Here is a 16,939-nt window from a genome sequence, read left to right as displayed (position 1 = left end):
GACTCACCCTCCCGCCGCGGTGCTGGATTCTGGCAACTGGACCTTCACCTTCAGACTGAAGGTGGTGGCCTGGTCACCGTACTGGGTGGCTGCCCGCACCGAATCCAGGTTCGGTTGCTGGAACCAGTCCGAAGCATCCAGCCGTCGCATCAGGCTGGAAACCCGGTTGTTGGATTCCGCCACACCCGTGATGGTGATGTCCTGGCCCTTGGCCTGAAGGCTGTTGTAGAACACACCGTCGGGCACCGTACGCACCAGCTGGTCGAGAATCCGCACGATGATCGGACGGTTGCCCTGCAATTCCTGAATGACCCGCATCCTGTCCAGCAGCTGATTGCGGCGACGCTGCAATTCCTTGATTTCAGCTACCTGTGTGTCCAGCACCTTGATATTGTCCGTGAGGTATTGATTGCGGGCCTGCTGATTGTTTATCTGGCTGTTGACATAGCGATCCCCGAGCACCAGCAAGCCGATACCCAGCAACGCCACCAGCACCAGCACAATCAGGAACTCTTTCTTGCGCTCGGCGCGCCGCTCCTCGCGCCAGGGAAGCAGGTTGATCTGTGCCATCAGTCAAAACTCCGCAGGGCGAGACCGCAGGCGATCATCATCGCCGGCGCATCACTGCTGAGGGCCACGGCGTTCACCCGGGAGGAAATTGTCATCTCCGCAAAGGGATTGGCGACGGCGGTAGGCGTACCCAGCTTCTCCTCGACCAGCTCCACCAGGCCCTCCATGGAGGATACGCCACCGGCCAGGATGATGTAATCGACATCATTGTACTGGCTGGATGAGAAGAAAAATTGCAGTGATCGCGCCACCTGCTGTACCACGGCCTCCTTGAAGGGCTCGAGCACCTCGGGTTCATAGTCATCCGGCAGGCCGCCCTGCTTTTTCGCCAGGCCCGCCTCTTCCATTGGCAGGCCATAACGGCGCATGATCTCATCGGTCAGCTGTTTGCCACCGAACAACTGCTCGCGGGTGTAGACGGTCTGGCCGTTATTGAGCACGCTGAGGGTAGTCATGGTGGCGCCGATATCCACTACGGCGACCATGCTTTCGAGTTCCAGGTCCAGCTGTTGCCGGATCAGGCCGTAGGCGCGCTCCATCGCATAGGCTTCCACATCCATGATGCGGGCGCTGAGGTCCGCGCCTTCTATGGCCTCGACCCGGGAGTCGATGGTTTCGCGCCGGCAGGCAGCGAGCAGGACCTCGACCTGGTTGCTGCGTTCGGGGGACGGGCCCTGAATCTCGAAGTCTATCGCCACTTCATCCAGCGGATAGGGAATGTACTGGTCGGCTTCAAGCGTCAGCTGTGTCTCCAGGTCGTCATCACTGAGCCCCGCCGGCATGTCGATCACCTTGGTGATCACCGAGGAGCCTGCCACGGCCGCCGCCGCCAGCTTCAGCTTGGTCCGGGACTGGGCCACTACCGTGCGGATGGCATTGGTGACGCCCTCGATGTCATTGACGTTCTTTTCAATGACCGCATCGACCGGCAACGAAGTGACGGCATAGCTTTCGACACGATAACGACCGCCGGCCTGGCTAAGCTCCAGCAGCTTTACCGTCGTCGAACTGATGTCGAGCCCCAGGACCTGTACCGACCTTTTCTTCCCTAGTATGCCAAGCAATTCGTTTTCCTATGAGTATCACTAACTTAGCTTGTTTTTATACACTATTACATTAAAAAACGTGTATAGCATAATCATTCCTGCGATCAAAAGCGAAAATAAGCTTATAATTACCGAAGGACACCGACACGCTCTCTGTGTACAGTAATACAAGTCACTGCTTTGTAAAGGAATAAATGAGTTTCCTCAGGTATTTGTCGCGCCTCTCCCTGCTTGGCATTCTGGCCCTCACCTGGCTTCTGGCCGGGGTCTTTCTGTTCCTCAGTCCCGGCCTGCCCGATGTGCAGACCCTCCGCGATGTGAAACTGCAGACCCCGATGCAGGTGTATACCCGGGACGGGGACCTGATCGGCCAGTTCGGCGAGCAGAAGCGGACGCCGATGCTGTTCGCCGATATTCCACCGCAGTTCATCCAGGCGCTGCTCGCTGCCGAAGACGACGGGTTTTTTCGCCACAGCGGGGTGGATATAGCGGGCCTGATGCGGGCAGTGTCGGAACTTGTCCTGACCGGCGCCAAGGGTTCCGGCGGCAGTACCCTGACCATGCAGGTTGCCCGCAACTACTTTCTCAGTCTCGAGCGCACGTTCATGCGCAAGTTCAACGAGATTCTGCTGGCGATCCAGATCGAGCGGGAGCTGAGCAAGGAAGAAATCTTCGAACTGTATTTCAACCGCGTGTTCCTGGGCCACCGTGCCTACGGCTTCGAAGCCGCTGCCCAGGTCTACTATGGCAAGAGCATAACCGAACTGAGCCTGGCCCAGCATGCAATGCTGGCCGGCATACCCAAGGCGCCCTCCCGCAGCAACCCGATTACCGGGCCGCAGCCGGGCAAGGAGCGTCGCAACTGGATACTGGGACGGATGCTGGATCTGGGCTATATCGACCAGCAGGCCTGGGCCCAGGCCTCTGCCGCGCCGGTGAGCGCCAGTCATCACGGCGCCCGGTTGAGCTTTGCCGCCCACTATGCAGCCGAGATGGCGCGTCAGCAGATGCTGGACCGGTACGGCATGGCGGCCTATACCGATGGCTACCAGGTCCATACCACCATCAGCAGCGAATTACAGCAGCTGGCCCAGCAAACCGTAATAGCCGGCCTTGCCACCTATGACCGGCGTCACGGCTATCGCGGCCCAGAGCGGCAGTTGCCACCAGAGGCAGAGACGACCGCAACAGCGCAGCGGGAACTGTGGCAGGCCGCCGTAGCAGAAACGCCGGTAGTGGCCGGGATGGAACCGGCGATCGTCACGCGAATCCGTGAGACCGCGGTGGACATCCTGCTGCGCGACGGCAGCGATGCAGTGCTGGAGTGGGAAAATGGCCTGCGTCAGGCCAGCCCCTATCTGTCCGAGAATGCGATGGGGCGGGCACCCCAGGCCCCCTCCGATGTGGTCGACGAGGGTGACCTGATCCGTATCCAGGCCAATGCCGACGGCAGCTGGCAACTGACCCAGGTGCCTGCTGCCCAGGCGGCGCTGGTTTCGCTGAACCCCGACAATGGCGCCATCGTCAGCATCGTCGGCGGCATGGGCTTCGAAAACAGCAAATTCAACCGCGCCACCCAGGCCCGGCGTCAGCCAGGCTCGAGCTTCAAACCCTTTGTCTACAGTGCGGCCCTCGATGCCGGCTTTACCGCTGCCAGCATTATCAATGATGCGCCGGTAGTGCTGGAAGACAACACCCTGGAAGACATCTGGCGGCCGGAGAATGACGGCGGCCAGTTTCACGGACCAACGCGCCTGCGCTGGGCGCTGACCAAGTCCCGCAACCTGGTCTCCATCCGCCTGCTGCAACAACTGGGGGTAAAACGCCTGATCAGCTATATCGATGGGCTCGGTTTCGACACCAGCGAGTATCCGAACGATCTGTCGCTGGCACTGGGGACCCAGGTCATGACCCCGCTGGAACTGGCCACGGCCTATGCGATACTGGCCAATGGCGGCTTCGCGGTGCAGCCCTTTCTGATTGAACGGGTGGATGATGTCGAGGGCGAGACCGTCTATCAGGCGACGCCCGCAACAGTATGCCGCGGTTGCAATGAAACCCCGGCCACGGATGCCGGCGAAGATGAACTGCGGATGGAAGATATTCTCGCCGGTACAGCCACCACAATTCCGGCAGAGCGGGTCATGGAAGAACGGGTCAACTTTATTATCAACAGCATTTTGCAGGATGTGGTGAAGCGCGGTACCGGGCGACGGGCGCTGACCCTCGGCAGGGATGATCTGGCGGGTAAAACCGGTACCACCAACGGCCCCATGGATGCCTGGTTTTCCGGCTACAATCGCGATGTTGTCACCACAGCCTGGGTCGGCTTCGACAATTACACGCCGCTGGGGCGGCGTGAGTTCGGCGGCACGGCGGCACTGCCGATCTGGATTGACTACATGCGCGAGGCCCTCGCCGAGAGCCCCGATATGGAGCGTCCGCTACCTCCCGGAGTCGTTCACGTACGCATCGATCCGGTTACCGGTCTGCTCGCCTCGCCCGGTCAGAGCAACGCGATATTCGAGTACTTTCGCGAAGAGCTGGTGCCCGTGCAGGGCGGGCCGGATGACAGACCGGGCGCCGGCGGCAAGACCACCGACGACCTGATCAAGGATATCTTCTGATCGAGTGGCACTTGTTTTTGGACTTCGTAGCCCGGTCGACATCCTGAGAGGATGCTTTCGAGACACGCCGGGTGATGGCTCGGCGGCCGAAGTGTCGGCCTCCCGCCTGACGATCCAGCACCTACGGTCAAAACCCGTACAGACGGCTTCAGGAAGCCAGCGCAGTCGGGGCGTAGCTGTCGGGGTAGGGCAGGCGGGCAACGCCGCTGTCGACGGCGGCCCTGGCAACCGCCGGCGCGATGCGCTCCAGCAGCCGGGGATCCACCGGCCTGGGAATGATATAGTCGCGCCCAAAGCTGAGCGAGGTTTCTCCGCAGGCGCGCAGCACCGACTCCGGCACCGGCTCCCGCGCCAGCTCGCTGATCGCCCTGACCGCGGCAATTTTCATTGCTTCGTTGATCGCACTGGCACGCACGTCCAGCGCACCGCGGAAGATGAACGGGAAGCCCAGCACATTGTTTACCTGATTGGGGTAATCTGAGCGGCCGGTGGCAATGATCAAATCGTCACGCAGACTGTGGGCCAGCTCCGGCCTGATTTCCGGGTCCGGATTGGAACAGGCGAACACCACCGGGCGATCAGCCATTGACAGCAGCATGTCGGCACTCAGCAGGTCCGCTCCGGACAGCCCCATAAACACATCGGCGCCACGGATCGCATCGCTGAGGCTGCGCTTCTCGGTATCATTCACAAATTCCTGCTTGTAGGCGTTAATGCCCTCGCGTCCGGCATAGATCACACCGCGCCGGTCCAGCATGTAGATGTTCTCCCGGCGAGCGCCCATGCTGAGCAGCAGGCGCATGCAGGCGATGGCGGCGGCACCCGCCCCCAGGCAGGTAATCACGGCATCCTGCAGGCGCTTGCCCTGGATCTCCAGCGCATTGACCATGCCCGCCGCGGTCACGATGGCGGTTCCGTGCTGGTCATCGTGGAACACCGGGATGGCGCAGCGGCGTCCCAGTTCCGCTTCGATCTCAAAGCACTCGGGCGCCTTGATATCCTCGAGGTTGATGCCCCGAAGGTGCCGGCAATATGGGCAACCGTTTCGATGAACTTGCCCGCATCCTCGGTATCGACTTCAATATCAATCGCATTGATTCCGGCAAATCGCTTGAACAACAGCGCCTTGCCCTCCATAACCGGCTTGCTGGCCAGGGAGCCCAGGTTGCCCAATCCCAGCACCGCGGTGCCATTGCTGATCACCGCCACCAGGTTGCCCTTGCCGGTATAGCGATAGGCGGCCTCTCCATCAGCCGCAATCTCGCGGCAGGGTTCTGCCACGCCCGGACTGTAGGCCAGAGCGAGATCGTGCTGGGTCTCAGCGGACTTGCTGAGTTCTATGCTGATTTTTCCCGGTACAGGCTTGGCATGGTAATCCAGCGCCTCCTGTCTGAAATCCTTGGTCATAGGGCTTTATCTGCTTTTCGAGGCACCTGCGGGAAAGAGCACCGAGAATATATAAAAGCGCCCTTCGGAACAAGACAGTTCGGAATCCCGCGGGCCGGGATTGTGGCCCAGGGCACTTTTGCAGAACAAAAAAAACGCCGACATCCTGGCAGGAGTCGGCGTTTTCCGCGGACGTGCCAGTGATCAGGCTTCGCGCTTGCTGCCGCGGGCGCCGAAGCGCTTCTTGAAACGGTCCACCCGGCCGCCGCTGTCCAGCACTTTCTGCTTGCCGGTAAAAAATGGATGGCATTCGGAACAGACGTCGATATGGAAGTCTTCACAGACGGTGGAACGGGTCTTGATCTGGTTGCCACAACTGCAGGTCGCAGTGACCAGCTCGTATTTTGGATGGATTTCTGCTTTCATGATGATGCTCCTGGATATAGGCGCCGCCACCCGATCCCGTCGGGCACCGCACCGGACTTGTGGAGATGACGCGAAAAAATAGGCGCGAAGTTTAGCAGACGTGGCAGCAGACGCAAGCGCTACTGCGCGTTTGTTACAATGTCCACTTTCTGCTGCCCACACACCCACGAGAGGCGCCATGTCTGTACTTCGCCTGGCCTTGCCTGTACCACTGCGCTCGCTGTTCGACTATCTGCCACCGGCCGGGATGACGGATCGGGCGGTGGCACAATTGCAACCCGGCTGCCGGGTCCTTGTGCCCTTCGGGCGCCGGCAGCTGAGCGGCTACCTGGTGGAAGTCACCGCCCGGTCGGAGCAGCCTGCCAGCTCACTGCGCGAGGCCCTGACTGTGCTGGACCCCGAACCGTTGCCGGGCCGCGCAGTATGGCAACTGTGTCTCTGGGCCGCGGATTACTACCAGCATCCAGCGGGCGAAGTCGTGGCCCTGGGCTTTCCCCAGACCCTGCGGGACGGCCAGCCACACCGACCACCGGGCTGCACCGCCTGGACCCTTACCCAGCACGGCCTGGGGCTGCCGGCAGGCGCGCTGCAGCGTTCGCCGCGGCAGGCACAGGCGCTGGCACTGCTGCAGGCAGCTCCCGCCGTGCGAGCCCAGGAGTTCAAGGCACAGGGCATCAGCAACGCCACTCTGCGTACGCTGGCAGGAAAAGGCCTGGCCGAGCGCTGTACCGTAGCCCCGCCGCGGGAGGAACCCGAATGCCAGCCGGGCCTGCCGCTCAATAGCGATCAGAGCGCCGCGCTCAACAGTATTATCGACTCCTGGGGAAACTTCGGCTGCCATTTGCTTGAAGGCGTCACCGGCAGCGGCAAGACCGAAGTCTACCTGCAACTTATCGCCCACTGCCTGGCGCAGGGCCGGCAGGCCCTGGTACTGATTCCGGAAATCGGCCTTACGCCCCAGACCCTGCAGCGCTTCCAGTCCCGTTTTGGGGCCGGCATCGTGGTAATGCACTCGGGCCTGGGCGCCGGCGAACGCTATCGGGCCTGGGAGGCAGCCAGAACCGGAGCCGCCAGGATCGTCATCGGAACCCGCTCGGCTATATTTGCCACTTTGCAGGCACCCGGCCTGATCATCGTCGACGAAGAACACGACAGCTCCTACAAGCAGCAGGACGGGTTTCGCTATTCGGCGCGGGACATTGCAGTCAAGCGCGGCCAGCTTGAGGACTGCACCGTACTGCTCGGCAGCGCTACTCCATCGCTGGAGTCGCTGCACAATGCGCTGCAGGAACGCTACCGGCACCATCAACTGGCGCGGCGAGCCGGCGGTGGCCAGCTGCCTGCAATCACGGCGGTCGATGTACGCAAGGCGCCACTGCAAGGAGGTCTGTCCGCAGACCTGCTCGCTGCGATCAGCGCCGGCCTGCAGGCCGGCAATCAGGTACTGCTGTTTCTCAACCGGCGCGGCTATGCCCCCACCCTGCAGTGCCACGATTGCGGCTGGATCGCCCAGTGCCAGGCCTGCGATGCGCGCATGACGGTCCACCGGCGCCTGCGCCGGCTGCGCTGTCATCACTGCAGTGCGGGCCTGGCACTGCCCCGGCGCTGCGCGATGTGCGACAGTCCGCGCCTGCTCACCAATGGGCTGGGCACCGAACAGACCGAGGAGACGCTGCAACAGCACTTCGGGAAATGGCCGATCCACCGCGTCGACAGTGATTCCATGCAGGGCCGCGATGCGATGCAGACCCTGGTACGGGAAGTCCACCGCGGCCAGCCCTGCATCCTGCTGGGTACCCAGATGCTGACCAAGGGGCACCATTTCCCCGGGGTCAAGCTGGTCGCTGTCATCGACGCCGACGCACTGTTGTTCAGTGCCGACTTTCGCGGTGAGGAACGCATGGCCCAGCTGCTGACCCAGGTTGCCGGCCGCGCCGGCCGCGAGGGCGAGGGCGGTAAGGTACTACTGCAAACCCACTATCCTGATCACCCGGCGATGCAGGCCATGCTGCGGGAAGATTACGCCAGCCAGGCGCGACGCCTGCTGGCTGCTCGCCAGAACAGCGCCATGCCCCCCTGGGGCCGCCTGTTGCTGCTGCGCAGCGATAGCCGGGATGCCCGCGCCGGAGAGAACTTTCTCGGTCAGCTGCGACAAAAGACAGAGCATTCCCTGCCCGGGGGCTGCCGCCTGATAGGCCCGCTGCCGTCACCGCTGCAGCGCCGGGCCGGCAAGTTCCGCTGCCAGTTGCTGGTCACCGCGGCCGGCTATCGCGAAGCCCGCACCGCCGCCCGGTTGCTGGTGGCGGCGGCGGAGCAACTTCCCGCCAGCAACAGTCTGAGCTGGTCCATCGACGTGGATCCGCTGGACCTGGGTTAGCGCGTATGGCACTTGCTGAAGCTCGCTCCGATAAAAGGTCGGCGTCCTGGGAGGGTGCTTTCGAGACCGTATGCGACATGGATGTCGCATCCGAGCCCCCATGGATGGGTATACGGCGTGTCTCGAAAGCACCCTCCCAGGATGCCGACCGGGTTACGAAGTCCCAAAGCCCCTTAAGCAAGTGCCATTCACGCTAGCGCAGCGTCCGGTTATCGATCTCTTCGCCACAGCAGCCCGCGCCGCTCAAACCAGCGGGCTCCGGGCTGGCCTTCAATGACAGTTACAGCGATAATGCAGCGCTTGCCCGGCTACCCGTTCAAGACCATCGATCGACATACAGCAGGTATCTTCTCCGATAATGAAGGAACAACTATCACAGCTGATCCAGCAGGCGCTGGCGACACTCGCTGCCCGCGGCGAGCTGCCAGCGGCGGCTGCAGCCACGGAAATTGCCATCGACCGTACCCGCGACCCCAGCCACGGCGACCTGGCCAGCAATATCGCCCTGACCCTGGCGAAGACCGCCGGCAGGAACCCCCGCGAACTGGCCGGCCTGATCTGTGCGGCTCTGCCGGAGGCCGGTTTCGTCAGCCACGCCGAGGTGGCTGGGCCGGGCTTCATCAACTTCTTCCTCTCCGCCGATAGCAGCCTGGCGGTAGTCCAGCGCGTGCTGGAGCAGGGCAGCCAGTTTGGCTGCTCCGACACCGGCGCCGGACGCAAAGTACAGGTGGAGTTTGTCTCCGCCAATCCCACCGGGCCACTGCATGTCGGCCACGGTCGCGGCGCTGCCGTGGGCGACAGCATCTGCAGGCTGCTGACCGCTACCGGGTGGTCAGTCAGCAGCGAATTCTATTACAACGACGCCGGCCAGCAGATCACCAACCTGGCACTGTCAGTCCAGGCCCGCTGCCGGGGCCTGGGTCCGGAGGACCCCGACTGGCCGGAGGATGGCTACCGGGGCGACTATATCCGTGACGTTGCCACGGCCTACCTCGCCGCAGAGCGCATCGACGCCGAGGACCGCCATGTCACCGGCGCCGGCGACCCGGACGACCTCGCCGCGATACAGGCCTTCGCGGTCGCCTGGCTACGGCGCGAGCAGGATCTGGACCTGAAGGCGTTCGCGGTCCATTTCGATCACTACTTTCTGGAATCATCGCTGTATGAGTCCGGCGAGGTCGAGGCCACCGTCGACGCGCTGGTCGCCAATGGCCACACCTTTGAACAGGATGGCGCCCTGTGGTTGCGTACCACCAGTTTCGGTGACGACAAGGACAGGGTGATGCGCAAGAGGGAGGGCGGCTATACCTATTTCCTGCCCGACGTTGCCTATCACCTGAACAAGTGGCGCCGCGGCTTCGAGCGCGTGATCAACGAGCAGGGCGCCGACCACCACAGTACCGTCACCCGGGTGCGCGCCGGACTGCAGGCGCTGGAAGCTGGCATCCCCGAGGGGTGGCCCGACTACGTGCTGCACCAGATGGTCACGGTGATGCGCGAGGGCAGTGAGGTCAAGCTGTCCAAGCGGGCCGGCAGCTATGTCACGCTGCGCGAGCTGATCGACGAAGTGGGCCGCGACGCCACCCGCTATTTCCTGGTGGCACGGGCTCCCAGCTCGCAGCTGACCTTCGACATCGACCTGGCCCTGTCGCAGAGCAATGACAACCCTGTGTACTACATCCAGTATGCCCACGCCCGCGCCTGCTCGGTGCTGCGCAAGCTGGAGGAGCAGGGCTGGGACTGGCAACTCGGGCGCTCTCTCGCCGCCCTCAGTCACTTGACCCAGGAGCACGAAAAGGCCCTGCTCAAGCGTCTGGACCAGTACCCCGAGGTGGTCGCGACCGCCGCCACGGCGGGCGAACCCCACAGCGTGGCCAATTATCTGCGCGAGCTGGCAGGCGAATTTCACAGCTGGTACAACGCCCACAAGGTGCTGGTCGACGACCAGCCGCTGCGCGATGCGCGGCTGGGGCTGAGCCAGGCGGTACGCCAGGTAGTGGCCAATGGCCTGGATCTGCTCGGCGTATCGGCCCCGGACAGCATGTAGCATGGCCCGCGACTACGCCAAGAATGGCCGCGGCGGCACCCGCAAGCGACCCCAGGCCGCCCGCCGGACAACAGCGCCAGCGCGCAGCCGCCCCTGGCGCTGGTATCTCGCCGGCGTGTTCAGCGGCGTATTCGCCAGTCTGCTGCTATACCTGGGCACCCTGCCCGCAGCTCTGGACCGGGGCCCGACGGGGAATGAGGCTGCAGCCACCGACCCCAAGGCAGCCCCCAAACCGGACTTCACCTTTTATACCTCGCTGCCCGAACAGACCCTGGCGATCGATGTCGAGCCGGCGGAGGTGGCACAACCACGCAGCACCACCGCCGCGCAGGGCCAAACCTATCTGCTGCAGGCAGGCTCTTTTCGTCAGCGCGAGGACGCCGACCGGCGCCGGGCCGAGTTGCTGCTGCTGGGGCTGGAGCCGCGGGTGGAAGAAACCGCCAGCGACAACGGCCGCTGGTTCCGGGTCTACCTGGGCCCGTACCAGACCCACGCCCATATGAGCAGGGCCCGCGGCCTGACCGCGGCCCAGGATATCGACACCCTATTGTTGAAACGCGACCGTCCCTAGTACTGCAACCCGGAACTAGTGGAACAAAATGAAAGTGATGGATTCGCACCCATGGCAAGGCGCAAGCCGCCGCTAAGGCTGGTTGCCTTTGCAAGGATTGCAACGCCGCCGTGGGTGCGAAGACGCGCTTTCATGTTTCAATATTTCCGGGTTGCAGTACTAGTGCGAATGGCACTTACTTTAGGTCTGCTTCGGTGTGAGGGCGCCACTTCTGGAGAGTACTTTCGAGACCGTTTGCCGCATGGATGCGGCAACCGAGCCCCCATGGATGGGTCTACGGCGTGTCTCGAAAGTACTCTCCGGAAGTGGCGCCCGGATTATAGGCTCCCAATCGTTAAAGTAAGTGCCATTCCCCCTGGTACCCTTCAATCTGATATTGAAGGAGTACCAGCCGGCTGCGGGCGCTTGAATTCCGTCGCCGGCGCCCCATATTCAGTATTTACAGGAGATTGATGTGGAACAATTCAGAGGAACAACCATCCTCTCGGTGCGCCGTGGCAACAGCGTCGTGATCGGCGGCGATGGCCAGGTATCGATGGGCAACACCGTGATGAAGGGCAATGCCCGCAAGGTCCGGCGTCTGCACAAGGATCAGGTGCTGGCAGGCTTTGCCGGTGGCACCGCAGACGCCTTTACCCTGTTCGAGCTGTTCGAGGGCAAACTGGACAAGCACCAGGGCAACCTGGTGCGGGCGGCGGTGGAGCTGGCGAAGGCCTGGCGCACCGAACGTGCGCTGCGCCAGCTGGAGGCGCTGCTCGCGGTTGCGGACAAGGAGACCTCACTGGTCATTACCGGCAACGGCGACGTGATCGAACCCGAGGACAACATGATCGCGATAGGTTCCGGCGGCCCCTTCGCCCAGGCCGCTGCCCGCGCGCTGCTGGACAATACCGAACTGTCCGCCCGCGAGATCGTGACCCGTGGACTGAACATAGCTGGCGACATCTGCATCTATACCAATCACAACCAGACCATCGAACAACTAGACTATTAGGCTGCCTGCATGTCCAACATGACTCCCCGCGAGATCGTCCACGAGCTGGACAAACACATTATCGGGCAACAGGATGCCAAGCGCGCGGTGGCCATCGCGCTGCGCAACCGCTGGCGCCGGATGCAACTGTCCGAGTCGCTGCGGGCTGAAATCACGCCCAAGAACATCCTGATGATAGGCCCGACCGGGGTCGGCAAGACCGAGATTGCGCGGCGCCTGGCGAAGCTGGCGAATGCGCCTTTTGTCAAGGTCGAGGCCACCAAGTTCACCGAGGTGGGCTATGTCGGCCGCGATGTGGAATCGATCATCCGCGAGCTGGCGGATGTGGCGGTGAAGCTGTACCGCGAGCAGGAGATGGAGCGGGTCCGCTTTCGCGCCGAGGAGGCCGCCGAAGAGCGTCTGCTGGATATCCTGCTACCCCCGGCCCGCTCCAGTGGAGGAGACGGCGAGAGCACTGCGGGCAATACCCGCCAGCTGCTGCGCAAGAAACTGCGGGAGGGAGACCTGGATGACAAGGAGGTGGACGTCGAGCTGAGCAGTGTCGCTCCCGGGGTGGAGATCATGGCCCCGCCCGGCATGGAGGAGATGACCAACCAGCTGCAGAGCATGTTCTCCAACCTGTCGCGGCAACAGCACAAGACCCGCCGCATGCCGGTGAAAGCCGCGCTGCGGGCCCTGCGCGACGAAGAGGCCGCCAAGCTGGTCAATGAAGAGGAACTCAAGCAGAAGGCAATCCACGAGGCCGAACAAAACGGCATCGTCTTCATCGATGAGCTGGACAAGGTCGCCAAGCGCAGCGAGGGAGCCGGCGCCGATGTCTCCCGCGAGGGCGTACAACGCGATCTGCTGCCACTGATCGAAGGCTCTGCGGTCACTACCAAGCACGGCACGCTCAAGACCGACCATATCCTGTTCATTGCCTCTGGCGCATTCCACCTGGCCAAGCCTTCGGACCTGATTCCCGAATTGCAGGGGCGACTGCCCATCCGGGTGGAACTGGATGCCCTCACACCAGAGGATTTCGAACGCATCCTGACCGAGCCGGATGCCTCCCTGACCGAACAATACCAGGCGCTGTTGGCCACCGAGGGTCTGCGCGTGGACTTCACCCCCGAGGGACTGCGCCGCATTGCCGAAACGGCCTGGCAGGTCAACGAAAGGACCGAGAACATAGGCGCCCGGCGCCTGCACACGGTGATGGAACGCCTGCTGGAGGATGCTTCCTTCGCGGCCGCTGACGCAAGTCTGCAAAACCAGACCCTGCAGGTCGATGCGGCCTATGTAGACCGGCAGTTGCAGGCCCTGAGCGACGACGACGACCTGTCGCGCTTCATCCTGTAGCGGAGAGCCAGCGGTCATGAGCGCAACCGGCAAACGTCCCACCGGCATTCATCTGCACCGCAGGTCGAAGGAGCTGGAGTTGGTCTATGATGACAGCGAACGCTATCGGCTGGGCTGCGAATACCTGCGGGTGTACTCGCCCTCGGCCGAGGTCAAGGGCCACGGCCCAGGTCAGGAAGTGTTGCAAACAGGCAAGCAGGGTGTGGCGATCACCGCGATCAAACCGGTGGGACACTACGCCCTGCAGCTGAGCTTCGACGACGGTCACGATACGGGCCTCTATTCCTGGGACTACCTGTACCAGCTGTGCAAAAACCAGCAACAGTGGTGGCAGCACTACCTGCAGCGCATGGACGCTGCCGGTGCCAGCCGCGACCCGCAGCTGCAGGTTGTCAAATTCCAGCCCTGACCGGGGCCCCTCATCGCGCTACAATGGGCGGTCAACTGCTACAAGGAACAGGCCGCATGAGCGACAAGCGCAGCACCCATTTTGGATACCGGGAAGTCGATGAAGACGCCAAGGCGGGCCTGGTGGCGGGCGTGTTCCACTCGGTGGCGGCCCGCTATGACCTGATGAATGATCTGATGTCGGGCGGTGTCCATCGGTTGTGGAAGCGCTTCACCGTGGAACTGAGCGCCGTACGTCCGGGCCATGCGGTACTGGACATCGCCGGGGGCACCGGTGACCTGGCGGCCCGCTTCGCCGGGATCGTCGGCAGCCAGGGGCGGGTGGTACTGGCCGATATCAACGAGTCCATGTTGCGGGTTGGCCGCGACAAGTTGATCGACCACGGCTTCCAGGGCAACCTGGAGTACGTCCAGGCCGATGCGCAGTATCTGCCCTTCCCGGACGACAGCTTCGACTGTGTCAGCATCGCCTTCGGTCTGCGCAATGTCACCGACAAGGAAGTGGCGCTGCGCTCCATGCTGCGGGTGCTGAAACCAGGCGGCCGGCTGCTGGTGCTGGAGTTTTCCAAACCCCGCAATGAGCTGCTGGGCAAGGCCTACGACAAGTATTCCTTCCGGGTGCTGCCACTGATGGGCAAGCTGGTCGCCGGGGACAGCGAGAGCTACCGCTACCTGGCCGAATCCATCCGCATGCACCCGGACCAGGAAACGCTGCAGGAAATGCTGGAGGACGCCGGCTTTGTCAATTGCGAGTACCACAACCTGACAGGGGGCATTGTCGCGCTGCACCGGGGCATCAAGGCCTGACATGGCGGCCACGGTGGACCCGACCCTGCGCACCGGGGCATTGGCGGCACTGGAGGCTGGTTTCAACCGTGCGCTGGCCCTGGACCCAGCGGCCCAGCGCGAACTGGCGACCCTGGCCGGCCACTGCTTCGCGCTCGAGTTTACGGCTCCCTCCCTGCAGATCTATCTGCAACCCGGCCAGGATTGTGTGCGGCTATCGGGCCACCATGACGGCCCGGTGACCACCCGGGTCAGCGGCAGCGCTTCGGACTTCGCTGAACTGGCCGGCTCCGCCGACCCGGCTGCCACCCTGATCAACGGCCGCTTGTCGCTGCAGGGTGACAGCGGGCCGCTGATCCGCTTGCAGCAGATCCTCAGTGGCCTGGAACTGGACTGGGAAGCGCCGCTGGTGGAGGTGCTGGGCGATGTCGCCGGACACCAGCTGGCGCAACTGTTGCGGGCAGGCTATGCCACCAGCGGCGAGATCAATCGCAGTCTGCTGCGCCAACTGGACGAGTTCATTCACGAGGAGGCCAGGCTGAGCCCGCCGCGGCTGGAAGTTGAAGACTTCTACCACAGTGTGCAGACCCTGGAACAACGGGTAGACCGGCTGCAACTGCGGCTCGCGCGGCTGCGCAAGCGCATGACCCAGGGCCGCCCATGAAGCCTGGCCTTTTTCCCCGCAGCCGGCGCCTGGTCCGCATACTGCGCCTGGCACGGCGCTACCGCCTGCAGGAATTCATCGACGCCGAGCGGCTGCCGCTGCTGCCCCGTGTATTCCTGCAGCTGTCGTGCCGGCTTCCGGGTCGGGGCAATCCTGAGGCCAGCCGCGGTGAGCGCCTGCGGCGCTGCATGGAAGAACTGGGCCCGGTATTCATCAAGTTCGGCCAGCTGTTGTCGACCCGGCGCGACCTGCTGCCCCCGATATCGTCGATGAATTGGCCCGGCTGCAGGACAAGGTGCCGCCGTTCGATGAAAAGGTGGCAGTGGCACTGGTCGAGACCGCGCTGGAGCAGCCGGTCAGCACCCTGTTCGCGCAGTTCGACCTGCAGCCGATGGCATCGGCCTCAGTGGCACAGGTGCATGGCGCGGTGCTGCACAGTGGCGAACAGGTTGTGGTCAAGGTGCTGCGCCCGGATATCGAGCGGGTGATCCGCCAGGATCTCGCCCTGCTGTACCTCCTGGCCCGCCTGGTGCGGCGCTATTTCCCGGACGGCCGCCGGCTGCGGCCGGTGGAGGTGGTGGCGGACTATGAACTCACCATCCTCGACGAGCTGGACCTACGCCGGGAGGCCGCCAACGCCTCCCAGCTGCGGCGCAATTTCGAGGGCAGTCAGCTGGTGCATGTGCCCCTGGTGCACTGGGACTTCACCCGGCGCAACGTGATGGTCACCGAGAGGATATCCGGTATTCCGGTCACTGATCTGGAGACCCTGCGGGCGCACGGCACCGACCTCGAACTGCTGGCCGAACGCGGCGTGGAAATCTTCTTTACCCAGGTCTTTCGCGACAACTTTTTTCACGCCGACATGCACCCAGGCAATATTTTTGTGGATGCCACCGAACCGGCCAATCCCGGCTATATAGCGGTGGACTGCGCGATTGTCGGCAGCCTGAGTGATTCCGACCAGTACTATCTGGCACGCAATCTGCTCGCCGTGTTCCGGCGCGATTACCGGGAAGTGGCGGAACTGCACGTGGAGTGCGGCTGGGTGCCGGCAGAGACCCGGGTACAGGATTTCGAATCCGCGATGCGCGCTGTCTGCGAGCCTGTGTTCGAACGGCCCCTGAGCGAGATTTCCTTCGGCCAGCTGCTGATCTACCTGTTCAGCACTGCCCGCCGCTTTGACATGGAAGTGCAGCCGTCGCTGGTGCTACTGCAGAAGACCCTGCTCAATATTGAGGGCCTGGGGCGCCAGCTCTACCCGCAGCTGAACCTGTGGGATACCGCCCAGCCCTACCTGGAGCGCTGGTTGCAGGAACGCTATTCGCCCCAGGCCGTGCTGCGACGCCTGCAGCGGCAGCTACCTTCTTGGCTGGAGCAACTGCCGCAACTGCCGGACGCGGTACTGGAGAGCCTGCAGCACGCGCGCAGCCCCGATCCGCAGACCCGCCAGCTGCAGCAGCGCACCCGCCTGCTGGAACGGCAATTACTGGCGCAGCAGCGATTGCGCAAGCGGCATGTGCTGGCAGGTGTGGCGGGACTGCTGGCGCTGGTACTGGCGCTGCCCGGCGGAGCCGGCCAGCTGCTGAACCTACCGGCCGTCAGCTGGGTCCTGGCCGCGGCCGCAGTGGCGCTGCTGTGGCCCCGCCGCAGCGATCCCTGATGTGCCCCCCGCACACCCTGTGCCATAATGCGC

The 16,939-nt window shown here is 63.3% G+C and carries 12 protein-coding genes and 2 pseudogenes; 10 read left to right on the top strand and 4 right to left on the bottom strand.

Annotated elements, in window-relative coordinates:
- Positions 1-3: 3 nt before the first annotated feature.
- Both G3T16_RS10855 and G3T16_RS10850 read right to left on the bottom strand, forming a co-directional pair.
- Entirely contained in the window at positions 4-570 is a 567-nt protein-coding gene (locus tag G3T16_RS10855) for a PilN domain-containing protein (RefSeq protein ID WP_163495285.1), read from the bottom strand.
- Positions 570-1,634, bottom strand: a complete 1,065-nt coding sequence (locus G3T16_RS10850) for a pilus assembly protein PilM (RefSeq protein ID WP_163495284.1) — start codon at positions 1,632-1,634, stop codon at positions 570-572. The genes G3T16_RS10855 and G3T16_RS10850 overlap by 1 nt, the downstream gene beginning before the upstream one ends.
- Before the next feature lie 176 nt (positions 1,635-1,810).
- On the opposite strand from G3T16_RS10850, the gene G3T16_RS10845 reads away from it, so the two are divergent.
- Positions 1,811-4,243 (top strand): penicillin-binding protein 1A, encoded by a 2,433-nt coding sequence (locus tag G3T16_RS10845; RefSeq protein WP_163495283.1) that lies wholly within the window; start codon positions 1,811-1,813, stop codon positions 4,241-4,243.
- Positions 4,244-4,391: 148 nt separating this feature from the next.
- Here the strand turns inward: G3T16_RS10845 and G3T16_RS10840 are convergent.
- A pseudogene (locus tag G3T16_RS10840) lies at positions 4,392-5,650 on the bottom strand (malic enzyme-like NAD(P)-binding protein).
- A 183-nt stretch (positions 5,651-5,833) separates the two neighbouring features.
- The gene (rpmE, locus tag G3T16_RS10835; RefSeq protein WP_163495282.1) at positions 5,834-6,055 is read right to left on the bottom strand and encodes a 50S ribosomal protein L31; all 222 of its coding nucleotides are present in this window, start codon (positions 6,053-6,055) and stop codon (positions 5,834-5,836) included.
- A 178-nt stretch (positions 6,056-6,233) separates the two neighbouring features.
- On the opposite strand from rpmE, the gene G3T16_RS10830 reads away from it, so the two are divergent.
- The 9 genes and pseudogenes from G3T16_RS10830 to ubiB all read left to right on the top strand — a co-directional run bounded on the left by G3T16_RS10830 (position 6,234) and on the right by ubiB (position 16,906).
- A complete protein-coding gene (locus tag G3T16_RS10830) occupies positions 6,234-8,432 on the top strand; it encodes a primosomal protein N' (RefSeq protein WP_163495281.1) in 2,199 nt (732 codons plus the stop codon).
- 358 nt (positions 8,433-8,790) lie between these two features.
- Positions 8,791-10,479: an arginine--tRNA ligase gene (gene argS, locus G3T16_RS10825; protein ID WP_163495280.1), complete on the top strand. Its 1,689-nt coding sequence runs from the start codon at positions 8,791-8,793 to the stop codon at positions 10,477-10,479.
- Position 10,480: 1 nt separating this feature from the next.
- A complete protein-coding gene (locus tag G3T16_RS10820; protein ID WP_232059037.1) occupies positions 10,481-11,050 on the top strand; it encodes an SPOR domain-containing protein in 570 nt (189 codons plus the stop codon).
- A gap of 454 nt (positions 11,051-11,504) precedes the next feature.
- A complete protein-coding gene (hslV, locus tag G3T16_RS10815; RefSeq protein WP_163495279.1) occupies positions 11,505-12,044 on the top strand; it encodes an ATP-dependent protease subunit HslV in 540 nt (179 codons plus the stop codon).
- Positions 12,045-12,053: 9 nt separating this feature from the next.
- On the top strand, positions 12,054-13,385 hold the full coding sequence (gene hslU, locus G3T16_RS10810) for an ATP-dependent protease ATPase subunit HslU (RefSeq protein WP_163495278.1): 1,332 nt from the start codon (positions 12,054-12,056) through the stop codon (positions 13,383-13,385).
- Between the two features lie 16 nt (positions 13,386-13,401).
- A complete protein-coding gene (locus G3T16_RS10805) occupies positions 13,402-13,794 on the top strand; it encodes a gamma-butyrobetaine hydroxylase-like domain-containing protein (RefSeq protein ID WP_163495277.1) in 393 nt (130 codons plus the stop codon).
- 56 nt (positions 13,795-13,850) lie between these two features.
- Positions 13,851-14,600 carry a bifunctional demethylmenaquinone methyltransferase/2-methoxy-6-polyprenyl-1,4-benzoquinol methylase UbiE gene (ubiE, locus tag G3T16_RS10800; protein WP_163495276.1) on the top strand — a complete coding sequence of 250 codons (750 nt, stop codon included), beginning with the start codon at positions 13,851-13,853 and terminating at the stop codon, positions 14,598-14,600.
- A gap of 1 nt (position 14,601) precedes the next feature.
- Complete coding sequence (locus G3T16_RS10795; protein WP_163495275.1) at positions 14,602-15,243, top strand: ubiquinone biosynthesis accessory factor UbiJ; 642 nt, start codon at positions 14,602-14,604, stop codon at positions 15,241-15,243.
- A pseudogene (gene ubiB / locus G3T16_RS10790) lies at positions 15,240-16,906 on the top strand (ubiquinone biosynthesis regulatory protein kinase UbiB). Before G3T16_RS10795 ends, ubiB begins: the two are co-directional and overlap by 4 nt.
- The last annotated feature ends 33 nt before the right edge of the window (positions 16,907-16,939 follow it).

Source organism: Kineobactrum salinum (assembly GCF_010669285.1).
Classification (GTDB): Bacteria; Pseudomonadota; Gammaproteobacteria; order Pseudomonadales; family Halieaceae; genus Kineobactrum; species Kineobactrum salinum.
Note: the sequence above shows the minus strand (reverse complement) of the source record. Positions and strands in the feature narration are given on the sequence as shown.

Coding starts and splice junctions, on each gene's coding strand:
- G3T16_RS10845 (WP_163495283.1), top strand. CDS start 1,811: ATGAGTTTCCTCAGGTATTTGTCGCGCCTCTCCCTGCTTGGCATTCTG.
- hslU (WP_163495278.1), top strand. CDS start 12,054: ATGTCCAACATGACTCCCCGCGAGATCGTCCACGAGCTGGACAAACAC.
- argS (WP_163495280.1), top strand. CDS start 8,791: ATGAAGGAACAACTATCACAGCTGATCCAGCAGGCGCTGGCGACACTC.
- G3T16_RS10820 (WP_232059037.1), top strand. CDS start 10,481: ATGGCCCGCGACTACGCCAAGAATGGCCGCGGCGGCACCCGCAAGCGA.
- G3T16_RS10805 (WP_163495277.1), top strand. CDS start 13,402: ATGAGCGCAACCGGCAAACGTCCCACCGGCATTCATCTGCACCGCAGG.
- G3T16_RS10795 (WP_163495275.1), top strand. CDS start 14,602: ATGGCGGCCACGGTGGACCCGACCCTGCGCACCGGGGCATTGGCGGCA.
- ubiE (WP_163495276.1), top strand. CDS start 13,851: ATGAGCGACAAGCGCAGCACCCATTTTGGATACCGGGAAGTCGATGAA.
- G3T16_RS10830 (WP_163495281.1), top strand. CDS start 6,234: ATGTCTGTACTTCGCCTGGCCTTGCCTGTACCACTGCGCTCGCTGTTC.
- G3T16_RS10855 (WP_163495285.1), bottom strand. CDS start 570: ATGGCACAGATCAACCTGCTTCCCTGGCGCGAGGAGCGGCGCGCCGAG.
- rpmE (WP_163495282.1), bottom strand. CDS start 6,055: ATGAAAGCAGAAATCCATCCAAAATACGAGCTGGTCACTGCGACCTGC.